The sequence below is a fragment of the Streptococcus parasanguinis genome (genome assembly GCF_032163505.1).
Classification (GTDB): Bacteria; Bacillota; Bacilli; order Lactobacillales; family Streptococcaceae; genus Streptococcus; species Streptococcus parasanguinis_V.
Map to the genome: position 1 here is coordinate 719,198 of NZ_CP134147.1, position 12,785 is coordinate 731,982.

11 protein-coding genes are annotated in these 12,785 nt (G+C 40.9%); all 11 read left to right on the top strand.

The genetic code is table 11. The annotated features are described in order from the left end of the window. The first annotated feature begins 50 nt into the window (after positions 1–50). The 11 genes from RIN70_RS03755 (at position 51) to arcC (ending at position 12,671) form a co-directional block, all read left to right on the top strand. A complete protein-coding gene (locus RIN70_RS03755; RefSeq protein ID WP_150905697.1) occupies positions 51–719 on the top strand; it encodes a helix-hairpin-helix domain-containing protein in 669 nt (222 codons plus the stop codon). After that, the gene (locus tag RIN70_RS03760; protein WP_257738577.1) at positions 700–2,946 is read left to right on the top strand and encodes a DNA internalization-related competence protein ComEC/Rec2; all 2,247 of its coding nucleotides are present in this window, start codon (positions 700–702) and stop codon (positions 2,944–2,946) included. Before RIN70_RS03755 ends, RIN70_RS03760 begins: the two co-directional genes overlap by 20 nt. A gap of 75 nt (positions 2,947–3,021) precedes the next feature. Next, positions 3,022–3,624, top strand: coding sequence for a DUF805 domain-containing protein (locus RIN70_RS03765; protein WP_003006331.1), 603 nt, complete (start codon positions 3,022–3,024; stop codon positions 3,622–3,624). 23 nt (positions 3,625–3,647) lie between these two features. Further along, positions 3,648–4,682 carry a DNA polymerase III subunit delta gene (gene holA, locus RIN70_RS03770; protein ID WP_049497253.1) on the top strand — a complete coding sequence of 345 codons (1,035 nt, stop codon included), beginning with the start codon at positions 3,648–3,650 and terminating at the stop codon, positions 4,680–4,682. Between the two features lie 88 nt (positions 4,683–4,770). Then, positions 4,771–5,376, top strand: a complete 606-nt coding sequence (sodA, locus tag RIN70_RS03775; RefSeq protein WP_003006336.1) for a superoxide dismutase SodA — start codon at positions 4,771–4,773, stop codon at positions 5,374–5,376. Between the two features lie 210 nt (positions 5,377–5,586). Continuing rightward, positions 5,587–7,059: a helicase HerA-like domain-containing protein gene (locus RIN70_RS03780; protein ID WP_070589468.1), complete on the top strand. Its 1,473-nt coding sequence runs from the start codon at positions 5,587–5,589 to the stop codon at positions 7,057–7,059. 98 nt (positions 7,060–7,157) lie between these two features. Continuing rightward, positions 7,158–8,225: a serine hydrolase gene (locus RIN70_RS03785; RefSeq protein ID WP_070589465.1), complete on the top strand. Its 1,068-nt coding sequence runs from the start codon at positions 7,158–7,160 to the stop codon at positions 8,223–8,225. A 159-nt stretch (positions 8,226–8,384) separates the two neighbouring features. Further along, positions 8,385–9,074, top strand: a complete 690-nt coding sequence (locus tag RIN70_RS03790; protein ID WP_070589464.1) for a Crp/Fnr family transcriptional regulator — start codon at positions 8,385–8,387, stop codon at positions 9,072–9,074. A 236-nt stretch (positions 9,075–9,310) separates the two neighbouring features. Next, on the top strand, positions 9,311–10,540 hold the full coding sequence (arcA, locus tag RIN70_RS03795) for an arginine deiminase (protein WP_070589462.1): 1,230 nt from the start codon (positions 9,311–9,313) through the stop codon (positions 10,538–10,540). An 84-nt stretch (positions 10,541–10,624) separates the two neighbouring features. After that, on the top strand, positions 10,625–11,641 hold the full coding sequence (argF, locus tag RIN70_RS03800) for an ornithine carbamoyltransferase (protein WP_313790695.1): 1,017 nt from the start codon (positions 10,625–10,627) through the stop codon (positions 11,639–11,641). An 85-nt stretch (positions 11,642–11,726) separates the two neighbouring features. Next, the gene (arcC, locus tag RIN70_RS03805) at positions 11,727–12,671 is read left to right on the top strand and encodes a carbamate kinase (protein ID WP_024055214.1); all 945 of its coding nucleotides are present in this window, start codon (positions 11,727–11,729) and stop codon (positions 12,669–12,671) included. Positions 12,672–12,785 lie beyond the last annotated feature (114 nt).

The following is a 12,785-nucleotide window of genomic DNA, read 5'->3' on the forward strand; positions in this document are numbered from 1 at the left end:
TCTCAGTTTTTTTTATTTTTACGAATAATAAAAGTGAGAGGAGGTTTCTTATGGAGGATATCATCGAAAAAATCAAAGAATATAAGCTATTTTTAGCTCTTACTGCTATCGGACTCTTACTTGGAGGGTATTTTCTTTTTCATCGACCTCAGTCAAGTGCATCCACCATACCGGATCTTTATCAGGCTTCTAGTTCAACTTCGAGCAAAGAAAAGGTGCAGACCACTAGTTCCAAAGAAGAAAAGACGGCGACTTCTGTGTCTGATGCACCCGAGATCATTACGGTCGATGTCAAAGGAGCCGTCAAACAACCAGGTGTCTATGAGTTGCGCTCCAATAGCAGAGTCCACGATGCTATTTATAAGGCAGGCGGGATGACAGCAGATGCCAATAGTCAATCGGTCAACTTGGCGCAAAAACTCTCCGATGAAGCAGTGATCTATGTTGCTAAAGAAGGAGAGGATGTTCCAGAACTTGGAAGTTCAGAAAGTCCTGCAACTTCGTCAGCACCAGCAGAAAAAACAGGCAAGGTCCATTTAAATCGAGCAACCGAATCAGATCTCCAGACAGTATCAGGCATTGGCCAGAAACGTGCCCAGGACATTATCGCCTATCGCGAAGCAAATGGTCCTTTTCGATCAGTGGATGATCTGAAGAATGTTTCAGGAATCGGAGAGAAAACACTGGAGAAACTAAGAGATGCTTTCACGGTGGATTAAAGACCTTCCTTTTTCGCTTGTCCATCTCGCCTTTGTGCTCCTATGGCTGTATTTTAGTATCTATCAACCATCTTGGCTTTCGATCAGCGGTCTAGTAGTAGTGGGAGTTTTAGCGGTTCATCACTATAAAGGGGAGCGCTCAAGTTTGCTAGGGCTTGCTTTAGCAACCCTTTGTTTTGCGGCCTTCTTTGTCTTTCAGCGACTACAGGATCATCCAGTACAAGCAGAAAGTCAGCCCCCATCCCACTTACGCCTGATTCCAGATACCATCAAGATCAATGGGGACGCCCTGTCTTTTCGTGCTAAAAATCAGGGAAGGACCTACCAAGTCTTCTACACTTTAAAATCAGAAAAAGAAAAACAGCAGTGGCAAAGTCAAACCCGCTTGATGGAGTTGACATATAAAGGTGTTATAGAAGAACCAGAAGGGCAACGAAATTTTAGAGGATTTGACTACCGGTCTTATTTGGAAACACAGGGAATTCACTATCAAATAAAAATTGAAGCGATCCAATCTGCGGTTCCCATCCAAACGTGGAATGTTTTTGACTGGCTATCTCAATGGAGGCGCCAAGCCATTGTTTGGAGCAAGGAGCACTTTCCACAGCCGATGAACCAGTATATGACCGGCCTTCTTTTTGGTTATTTAGATACGGATTTTGAAGAGATGGATCAGCTTTACACGAGTTTGGGCATCATCCATTTGTTCGCCTTATCTGGGATGCAGGTCGGCTTTTTCATCAATGGGATCCGGAAAGCTCTCTTACGTCTAGGAATCTTGCAAGAGACAGTCGATATCTGGATGCTTCCAATTTCTTTGGTCTATGCTGGCTTGACAGGTTTTTCAGTTTCAGTGGTTCGTAGTCTCTTGCAGAAGATCCTCTCTCAAAAGGGGATCCGAGGGATGGAGAATATGGCGATGACCTTGATGATCTTAATGGTGCTCATGCCCAAGTTTCTTCTGACAGCTGGAGGGGTCTTGAGTTGTGCCTACGCCTTTATTTTGACCTTGGTAGATACCAGTTCTTATTCAGGACTTAAAAAGCTACTAGTGGAAAGTTTCTGGATTAGCCTGGGAATTTTGCCCCTTTTGACCTATTACTTTAGTGTCTTTCAACCGTGGTCACTCCCTTTAACCTTCCTCTTTTCTTTCTTATTTGACCTTGTCCTTCTTCCAGGTTTAACGGTGCTATTTATCTTATCGATTCTAAAGCCCCTTACAATTTTTAACAGTTTCTTTCTTCTCATAGAGGAGTGTATTCGTTGGATTTCAAAGCTCACGTCGCTACCTTTGGTATTTGGTCAGCCGACGGGACCAGCTCTGATTGCTCTCTTCCTTCTTTTAGGAATCTTGTATGATCTTCGAAAGCAAAAAAAACGTCGTTTCCTGTTAATAGGCATGATTCTACTCATCTTTTGTTGGACCAAGCATCCTTTAGAAAATGAGATTACCATGGTGGATATTGGTCAAGGAGACAGTATCTTTTTACGCGATTGGAAAGGAAGAACCATATTGATTGATGTCGGAGGACGTGTCACTTTTAAAAGTGGAGAAAAGTGGCAAGAGCGCAGTCAATCTGCCAATGCGGATCAAACCTTGATTCCCTATCTCAAGAGTCGTGGTGTTGGAAAACTCGATGCTTTGGTCTTGACTCATACAGACCAGGACCATATGGGCGATATGGTGGAGGTTGCCAAACAAATCCCAGTTAAAAAAGTGTATGTCAGTCCAGGTAGTCTAACTAATTCTCAATTTCGAGAGAAATTGAAACAGCTTCATAGTCCGATTAAAGTAGTCCAGAGAGGAGATCAACTACCTATTTTTGATCATCATCTAGAAGTCTTATCCCCTGATGAAGTGGGGGATGGTAAAAATGATGATTCAATTGTCCTCTATGGGCAGTTCTTTCAGAAACGATTTTTGTTCACGGGTGATTTGGAAGAAGCTGGAGAGAAAAAACTATTGAAAAACGATCCACAATTACAAGTAGATGTCTTGAAAGTAGGCCACCACGGTTCTAAAGGTTCCTCTAGTGATGTGTTTTTAGATCAGTTACATCCTCAGTTGGCCTTGATCTCTGTTGGAAAGAAAAATCGCTACCAACATCCCCATAAAGAATTGCTCGATCGTCTAGAGGAACGCTCTATTTCTTACCTTCGTACCGATGAAAGGGGAGCGATTCGCTTGATTGGGTGGGACCATTGGAGGGTAGAAACGGTCCGCTAGAGACGAGGAGAGGTTTGCTTTCTATGCTGAAAATTGCTATTATAGAAAGTGAAATCAATGTAAAGGTAGAATCGTATGAACGCATTTAAGCAATTTTGGATACAGTATGCAGATTTTTCAAGTAAGACCAGTCGGGCCCATTTTTGGCTAGCTTTTTTCTGGAATTCCCTGATTTCTTTGCCTCTTTGGGTTTTTTACATCGTGACCTCTTTATCCCATCAAAATGCTCAAGAAACGCTCAATTTTTCAACTGTTCATTCTAAGACAGGTTTATGGGCGCTCGCTTTCTTAGCATTCTTTTACTTCCTCATTTTGGTACCCAGTCAAGCCATTTGTGTACGTCGCTTGCGGGATGCGGGAATCCATTGGTCTTGGATCTTTTTGAACCTTGGTCCGGTTCTGCTCTATTTGTTGACGGGGCTAGATATTTTCCTATTTCTTTGGGGGATTACAGTTATTTCTCTCTTGATTCTCATGATGCTTCCAGGGAAAAACACCTTCCCACAACCAGTAGAAACTCCTATGGGAGTGGCTTCTGAACCACAGGTCACAGCGACAGGGGGGAGCTTTGGAGGCAACTCGTTTGAGCAAATCCCTAATTTTGTAGCAGCACCTGATTTGTCTGATGAAAAACCACCATTGGAACAAAGAATGGCTGCTGAACACGAAATCCACTAAAGTGATAAAGATAAGAGAGTTTCATGCAAGCAATTACCGACATTAAACATCTGACGGTTCAAACTCTGCCTCCTATTCTTGTCTTGACGGGTGAGGATGTAGGTCAATTTGAATGGTTAAAAAAAGACATTTTAAAAAAAATAGGCTATGATCCCTCAGATTTGAATTATTCTTATTTTGATATGAAGGAAGCCTCCTATGCTGAAGTCGAGCTGGATTTGGTCAGTCTTCCCTTTTTTGCAGATGAAAAAATTGTGATTTTGGATCACTTATTGGATTTGACCACTGCCAAGAAACGCAATTTAACCGATGAAGATCTGAAGCAATTTGAAAACTATTTGGAAAATCCTTCTGAATCGACCCGTTTGGTGATATTTGCAGAAGGAAAATTAGATAGTAAGCGTCGCTTAGTCAAACTCCTAAAACGGGATGCCCAGATCATTGAAGCAACATCTCCTAAAGAGCAAGATTTAAAGTGTTATTTTGCAAGTCAGGCACAAGAATTGGGCATACAGTTTGTGGGCGATTCCTTGGACCAGCTACTCTTAAAATCTGGCTATGATTTTGGAGAGTTACAGAAGAATCTCGCTCTGTTGCAGGCTTATAAAGAAGATGGTCAGATTACCCTCCAAGATATTGAGGAGGTTGTTCCAAAGTCCTTGCAAGATAATATTTTTGATCTGACACAGATGATTCTCAAACGCCAAATCGATCAAGCCCGGAATTTGGTTAAGGATCTCCGCTTACAAGGAGAAGATGAAATAAAATTGATCGCTATTTTGTTGGGACAATTCCGAATGTTTTCTCAAGTTAAAATTTTCTCAGAAGAAGGTCAATCCGAAAGCCAAATTGTAGCGAGCTTGTCGGAGTTGTCAGGACGCAAGGTCAATCCTTATCAGGTGAAGTTTGCCTTACGGGATAGCCGCAGGCTTTCCTTGTCCTTTTTGAAGCAAGCTATGATGACCTTCATCGAGACGGATTATGCGATTAAAAGTGGAACATATGAAAAAGACTACTTATTTGATTTGGCCCTGTTGAAAGTAGCTAATAGCGTCTAACGATGAATGAAATCGCAAGCAGATTAGTTGAATAATTTAGCTGTTTACGTTATCATCAAGTCAGTAATAAAGAAAAGAGGACCATAAAATGGCTATCATTTTACCAGAATTACCATATGCTTATGATGCATTGGAACCTTATATCGATGAAGAAACCATGCATTTGCACCATGATAAACACCATCAAACATATGTAAACAATGTGAATGCAGCTCTTGAAAAACATCCTGAAATTGGAGAAGACCTTGAAAGCTTGTTAGCTGATGTTGAATCCATTCCAGCTGATATTCGCCAAGCTGTGATCAACAATGGTGGTGGTCATTTGAACCACGCTCTTTTCTGGGAATTGATGACTCCAGAACAAACAGCTCCTTCAGCAGAACTTGCTGCAGCGATTGATGCTACATTTGGTTCATTTGAAGACTTCAAAGCAGCCTTCACAGCAGCAGCAACGACACGTTTTGGTTCTGGCTGGGCATGGTTGGTTGTTAACAAAGAAGGCAAACTCGAAGTAACTTCAACAGCAAACCAAGATACACCAATCTCTGAAGGTAAAACACCAATCCTTGGTTTGGATGTTTGGGAACATGCCTACTACGTGAAATACCGTAACGTACGTCCTGACTACATCAAAGCTTTCTTCTCAGTGATCAACTGGAATAAAGTTAATGAATTGTTTGCAGCAGCAAAATAATAAAATGAAGGAATCTATAAGAGCATGTATTGGCTCTTATAGATTTTTTTATGTGCATCCGGAAAATCGGAGTATAATTTCTTGCGTTTGGTCAGGAAAATGATACACTAGTAGGAGTGTGTCTTACTTGTCTGAAGCCTGGTTTGAAGGGCCTAGGCAAGGAAAAGATAAACCTTAAAATGAAAACTGAAACATTCAGGGAGAAATGAAATGACTAGTATTACTATTACCAAAGGAGCCGTTGAGACGCCTATCTATTTGCGGATGTTGAATCGTCATGGCTTGATTGCAGGTGCAACAGGAACAGGAAAAACGGTTACTCTCAAGGTCCTAACAGAAAAATTAAGCAAAGAAGGCATTCCGGTCTTTCTAGCCGATATCAAGGGAGATTTATCTGGCTTAGCCAAAGCCGGGCAATGGACGCCAAAACTGGAAGAACGCTATAAGCTTCTTGGGATCACAGAACCGTTTGAGCCACAAGCATTCCCAGTTCGATTGTGGGATGTTTTCGGCCAAGCTGGTCATCCTGTTCGGGCGACTGTCGAAGGGATGGGGTCATTGCTTCTTTCTCGTCTGCTTGATTTGAATGAAACCCAATCAGGAATTCTCGCAATTGTCTTTAAAGTAGCCCAAGAGAAAGATTGGCCTTTAATTGATTTGAAGGACCTGCAAAGCCTTTTAAAGGAAGTCTATGAGCACAGTTCAGACTATTCAGCCCAATATGGCAATATCACCAAACAATCTGTCGGAGCCATCCAAAGAAGTCTCTTGGTTCTTGAAGAAGAAGGAGCAGATCAGTTTTTCGGAGAGCCAGCACTTGATTTAAATGATTTCATGCAACTCGATGCATCTGGTCGTGGTTATATCAATATTCTTTCGGCTACAAAGCTCTTTCATTCACCAAAATTGTACTCAACCTTTTTGATTTGGATGCTGTCTCGTCTTTTTGAAACACTTCCAGAGGTTGGGGATCCTGAAAAGCCAAAATTGGTCTTCTTCTTTGATGAAGCGCATCTCCTCTTTAAGGATGCAAGCAAGCTCTTTCTTGAGAAGGTTGAGCAAGTGGTACGCCTAATTCGTTCGAAGGGTGTAGGGATTTACTTTATTACCCAAAATCCTCAAGACCTTCCAGAATCTGTTTTGGCACAGCTTGGAAATCGTGTTCAGCATGCACTTCGAGCTTATACACCAAAAGAAATGAAGGCGATTAAGGTGGCTGCCCAAAGTTTTCGTCCGAATCCAGATTTTGATACAGAAACAGTGATCACAGAGTTAGGGACAGGGGAAGCCTTAGTTTCTTTCCTCAATGAAAAGGGACAGCCTAGTGTGGTTGAGCGTGCTTATATTCTCTCTCCTCAATCGAGTTTTGACCTCTTAAATGAAAGTGAACAATTGGCCTTGATCACGACATCGCCTTTCCATCAAAAGTATGCGACGACGATTGATCGGGAATCTGCCTATGAAAAATTAGCAGCTAAAGCAAGCAAGGAAGCACAAGAAGAAGAGCAAAAAGAAGCAGCAAAAGAACGAGCTGCGGCGGAAAAAGCAGAGCAAAAACGCAGTCCGGGTCGTCCAAGAAAATCTAGTCTTGAAAAGGCAAAAGATTCCTTCTTAAGTTCCTTATTCCGGACGATTGCGCGTGAGATCGCTAAGCTAATTATGGGCTCCTTTAAACGGAAATAACCCTTTTATGAAAAGAAAAAAACTTTTTAAAAAGAAACCGTTTTCTCTTTCTGATAATTCTTGTTATTTTCAGTAGAATCTTTTATAATTAATCTCGTATGAAAAAATATTTTAATCTACGCTCGATTATGATTGCGGTCAGTATTTTATTGTGCTTAGTGGGAACAAGCGCACTGGGCTACTTGCATGTTACGCAACCAACAGCATCAGCAATTGAAAAAAAAGCAAAGAAAACAAAAGAAGTAAAAGAACAAGATATCGAAAAGTCTACCCCTGAGACGAAAAAACCACGTGTCAAATCTCCTGAAGCTAAGCAAGCAGTAGTAGATGCAGACATGGAAACGATGAGTGCTTATGGCCTTGTCTATGATTATGCTAATAAAGGTTTGGTAGAGGTTGTCCAGGATTTCCTAGCGGAAAGTGGAATTGATCCGTCACAAGTTGCCTTCACGTATCGCAATGCCATTACTGGAGAGCAATTTGCCATGAATGATCTTCAACCAATGACGGCAGGTAGTACCTATAAGCTACCGTTGAACATGTTGGTGGTGGATGAAGTCGCAAAGGGCAAACTGAATTTAACAGACCGGTTTGACATTACCAACACCTACTATGAATATGTAGGGGAGCATGACAATTACGTTGCTGCCTTTGATGGAGCTATGTCTATCCCTGATATGCAGCGCTATTCATTGGTTTACTCTGAAAATACCCCAGCCTATGCTTTGGCAGATCGTTTAGGGGGGATGGAGCAAGCGCGCAAGTTATTCAGTCGTTATGGTCAATCCCGTTCACCAGAAGTCAAAACCTTTAGCGAAGATAATAAAACGACAACGGATTATTACATCCATGTCTTGGAATATCTTTGGAATCATCAAGAAAAATATGCAGATTTACTAGAACTGATCGGGGAGTCTTTCCCAGGTGAGTACTATAAGAAATTCTTGCCAGATTTGGTGATTCAACAAAAACCAGGGTATGTTGCTGAAGCACTTAATGTGGATGCGATTGTTCGTGAATCGACTCCTTATTTGGTTGCCATTTACACTGCAGGACTTGGAGGTACGACTCCAGAAAGTTCTGAAATCAGTGGCGTTGGTCTTTATCAATTGGGACAATTGGCTTATGTTATCAATGAATGGCATCGTGTCAATATGAATGAATAATCGACAAAAGGTCTGAGTTTTGCTCAGACCTTTTCTTCTAACAAAGTATCATGAAAATGACTTGGTGTTTCGAATTACTTTTCTGTTCTAAAGAGACTTCTTTCCCTTTTCTATAAAAAGTATGTTATACTAATAATAGTAATAAGAGGAAGTATAGACATGATTACAAAGGAAGATTACCAATTGCTCCGCTCGCATCCAGCCTTTTCTGCGCTACCAGTGGAGCTATTTGATAAATTAGCTGTTGAAATTCATGCCAGGGATATCCCTAAAGGACAAATTTTGTTTTATGCAGGAGATAGGCGGGAGCGCATTTTTCTTCTGGCAAAAGGCTTTGCTCGTATTGAGCAATTTGATTCGTCGGACCAATTCTCCTATATGGATTATATAAAGAAGGGGGCTCTGTTCCCTTATGGTGGGATGTTCCAGGATGAGCGTTACCATTATACAGCTAGTGCGGTGACGGATTTGCGTTGTTTCGTGATTCCCGTCAATCTCTATGAATTATATGCCCAAGAGAGCAAGGAGCAGTTGCTCTTTATTATGAGAAAGCTCTCCTCCATCCTAGAATTTCAAGAGTTGCGCTTGCGCAATGTCGTGACAGCTAGTGCCAGTGAGCGTGTGATTCAATCCTTAGCCATTCTGTGCAAGGACTATGAAAGTCTTGGAAATCAACTTCCATTTCCAATTAGTATGAAGGAAATGGCCAAATTAGCAGCCACAACTCGAGAAACTGTCAATCAAGTTTTAAAGAAACTCATCGATTCTCATAAGATCCAGTATGAGAGAAAACAACTAACTTTTCTAGATACAGCCTACTTTTTAAAAAGTTTTGAAGAGATCAACTAATTTGTTGATCTTTTTTTATTTTTTACAAAAAAATATATATTCATAAAAATAATATAAAAGACAAAATATGCAAAGAAAACGCTTCATATTAACTAAAAAATAGGAAGGATTCAAAAAAACGCCAAATTCTTTGCATTCAAAAAGCAGAATCCTTTGTGAAAGCGGTACCAATAAAGAATATAATAACAATTGTAATAAGCTTGTGAACAAGCTCAAAGAAAAAAGGAGGATGACAGATGTCAACTAAACCAATTCATGTTTTCTCAGAAATTGGAAAACTGAAAAAAGTAATGTTGCACCGTCCAGGTAAAGAGTTGGAAAACTTAATGCCTGACTATCTAGAGCGTCTTCTTTTTGATGATATTCCATTCTTGGAAGATGCACAAAAAGAACACGACAATTTTGCTCAAGCGCTTCGTAACGAAGGAATCGAAGTACTTTATCTTGAAAAATTGGCAGCTGAGTCATTGACTACTCCAGAAATTCGCGAACAATTCATCGAAGAATATCTTGATGAAGCAAACATTCGTGGACGCCAAACTAAAAACGCTATTCGTGAAATCCTTCGTGGTATTGAAGACAACCAAGAATTGGTTGAAAAAACAATGGCTGGTTTCCAAAAAGCTGAACTTCCAGAAATTCCTGAAGAAGCAAAAGGATTGACAGACCTTGTTGAATCTGACTATCCATTTGCAATCGACCCAATGCCAAACTTGTACTTCACACGTGACCCATTTGCTACAATTGGTAATGCAGTATCATTGAACCACATGTACGCAGATACACGTAACCGTGAAACTTTGTATGGTAAATACATCTTCAAATACCACCCAGTATATGGTGGTAATGTAGATTTGGTATACAACCGTGAAGAAGATACTCGTATCGAAGGTGGGGACGAATTGGTCCTTTCTAAAGATGTCTTGGCAGTTGGTATCTCACAACGTACAGACGCTGCATCAATTGAAAAATTGTTGGTAAACATCTTCAAGAAGAACGTTGGCTTCAAGAAAGTCTTGGCCTTCGAATTTGCGAACAACCGTAAATTCATGCACTTGGATACAGTATTCACAATGGTGGACTACGATAAATTCACCATCCACCCAGAAATCCAAGGCAACCTTCGCGTCTTCTCTGTAACATATGAAAATGAAGCATTGAAGATTGTTGAAGAAAAAGGTGATTTGGCTGAATTACTTGCTGAAAACCTTGGTGTTGAAAAAGTTACATTGATCCCTTGTGGTGATGGCAATGTGGTTGCAGCTGCTCGTGAACAATGGAACGACGGATCAAATACTCTTACAATCGCACCTGGTGTGGTAGTTGTATACGATCGTAACACAGTCACAAACAAGAAATTAGAAGAATACGGACTTCGTTTGATTAAGATCCGCGGAAGTGAATTGGTTCGCGGTCGTGGTGGACCTCGTTGTATGTCAATGCCATTTGAACGTGAAGAAATCTAATAGAGAAGACCGAGAGCTGGTCTTTGAGGATCAGCTCTTTCTTCTTACTGATCAATACTAGAAAGAAAATAGGAGACAAATAGAATGACAAATTCAGTGTTCCAAGGACGTAGCTTCTTGGCAGAAAAAGACTTTACACGTGCAGAGTTAGAGTACCTTATCGGACTTTCAGCTCACTTGAAAGACCTTAAAAAACGCAACATTGAACACCACTATCTTGCTGGTAAAAACATTGCGCTTTTGTTTGAAAAAACTTCAACTCGTACTCGTGCTGCCTTCACAACAGCAGCTATCGACCTTGGTGCTCACCCAGAATACCTAGGTGCAAACGACATCCAACTTGGTAAAAAAGAATCTACAGAAGATACTGCTAAAGTTCTTGGACGTATGTTTGACGGTATTGAATTCCGTGGTTTCAGCCAACGTATGGTTGAAGAATTGGCTGAATTCTCAGGTGTTCCAGTATGGAATGGTTTGACTGACGAATGGCACCCAACTCAAATGCTTGCAGACTACTTGACAGTTCAAGAAAACTTTGGACGTTTGGAAGGTTTGACACTTGTATACTGTGGTGATGGACGTAACAACGTTGCGAACAGCCTTCTTGTAACAGGTGCTATCCTTGGTGTGAACGTACACATCTTCTCACCAAAAGAACTCTTCCCAGAAAAAGAAATCGTTGAATTGGCAGAAGGATATGCAAAAGAAAGTGGCGCTCATATCTTGATCACTGAAGATGCCGATGAAGCTGTGAAAGGTGCAGACGTACTTTACACTGACGTTTGGGTATCTATGGGTGAAGAAGACAAATTTGCAGAACGTGTTGCCCTTTTGAAACCTTACCAAGTAAACATGGATTTGATTAAGAAAGCTGATAACAAAGACTTAATCTTCTTGCACTGCTTGCCAGCCTTCCACGATACAAATACTGTTTACGGTAAAGATGTTGCTGAAAAATTCGGCGTAGAAGAAATGGAAGTTACTGACGAAGTGTTCCGCAGCAAATATGCTCGTCACTTTGACCAAGCTGAAAACCGTATGCACACCATCAAAGCGGTTATGGCAGCTACTCTTGGTAACTTGTACATTCCAAAAGTTTAAGACTTTATAACCGTATACCAACAGCTATAGGGGCTGGACTGCTAGCTTTAGTCCTGCCCCTATTTTTTATAGAAAGGGAAAATTTATGTCAAGAAAAATCGTCGTTGCTTTGGGAGGAAATGCTATTCTCTCATCTGATCCTTCTGCTCAAGCTCAACAAGAAGCACTTGTAGAAACAGCAAAACACTTAGTCAAATTAATCAAAAACGGGGATGACTTGATCATCACTCACGGAAATGGTCCTCAAGTAGGGAACCTTTTGCTCCAACACTTGGCAGCAAACTCTGAAAAAAACCCTGCTTTCCCATTGGATTCATTAGTTGCTATGACCGAAGGAAGTATTGGCTACTGGCTTCAAAATGCTCTTCAAAATGCTCTTCATGAAGAAGGAATCGAAAAAGATGTGGCTTCTGTTGTGACACAAGTCATTGTTGATAAGAACGACCCAGCTTTTGTTAACCTCAGTAAACCAATTGGTCCATTCTACTCAGAAGAAGAAGCAAAAGCAGAAGCTGAAAAATCAGGAGCAACTTTCAAAGAAGATGCTGGTCGTGGCTGGCGTAAAGTCGTGGCTTCACCAAAACCAGTGGATATCAAAGAAATCAATACCATCCGTACTTTGTTGAACGACGGTCAAGTCGTTGTGGCAGCCGGTGGTGGTGGTATCCCAGTTGTGAAAGAAGCAGATGGTAGCTTATCTGGTGTTGAAGCGGTTATCGATAAAGACTTTGCATCTCAACGTTTGGCTGAATTAGTAGAAGCAGACCTCTTCATCGTCTTGACTGGTGTCGATTATGTCTTTGTGAACTACAACAAACCAGACCAAGCAAAATTGGAACATGTTAATGTGGCTCAATTGGAAGAATACATCAAACAAGACCAATTTGCACCAGGAAGCATGCTTCCTAAAGTGGAAGCTGCCATTGCCTTCGTCAATGGTCGCCCAGAAGGAAAAGCAGTTATTACATCACTTGAAAACCTTGGAGCTTTGATTGAGTCTGAAAGTGGAACAATCATCCAAAAAGACTAATGAAAAATTAGGAAAAAACTAGTATTTTAAAGCTTATTGTGATAGAATAAATCTATAGGTAAGCGTTTTACAAGAGACTCTTGTAAAACATCACTCACACTTTGTTGCGTTAGG

Excerpts from the sequence above, each read along its gene's own strand:
- RIN70_RS03755 (WP_150905697.1), top strand. The coding sequence starts at position 51 with ATGGAGGATATCATCGAAAAAATCAAAGAATATAAGCTATTTTTAGCT.
- RIN70_RS03760 (WP_257738577.1), top strand. The coding sequence starts at position 700 with ATGCTTTCACGGTGGATTAAAGACCTTCCTTTTTCGCTTGTCCATCTC.
- RIN70_RS03765 (WP_003006331.1), top strand. The coding sequence starts at position 3,022 with ATGAACGCATTTAAGCAATTTTGGATACAGTATGCAGATTTTTCAAGT.
- holA (WP_049497253.1), top strand. The coding sequence starts at position 3,648 with ATGCAAGCAATTACCGACATTAAACATCTGACGGTTCAAACTCTGCCT.
- sodA (WP_003006336.1), top strand. The coding sequence starts at position 4,771 with ATGGCTATCATTTTACCAGAATTACCATATGCTTATGATGCATTGGAA.
- RIN70_RS03780 (WP_070589468.1), top strand. The coding sequence starts at position 5,587 with ATGACTAGTATTACTATTACCAAAGGAGCCGTTGAGACGCCTATCTAT.
- RIN70_RS03785 (WP_070589465.1), top strand. The coding sequence starts at position 7,158 with ATGAAAAAATATTTTAATCTACGCTCGATTATGATTGCGGTCAGTATT.
- RIN70_RS03790 (WP_070589464.1), top strand. The coding sequence starts at position 8,385 with ATGATTACAAAGGAAGATTACCAATTGCTCCGCTCGCATCCAGCCTTT.
- arcA (WP_070589462.1), top strand. The coding sequence starts at position 9,311 with ATGTCAACTAAACCAATTCATGTTTTCTCAGAAATTGGAAAACTGAAA.
- argF (WP_313790695.1), top strand. The coding sequence starts at position 10,625 with ATGACAAATTCAGTGTTCCAAGGACGTAGCTTCTTGGCAGAAAAAGAC.
- arcC (WP_024055214.1), top strand. The coding sequence starts at position 11,727 with ATGTCAAGAAAAATCGTCGTTGCTTTGGGAGGAAATGCTATTCTCTCA.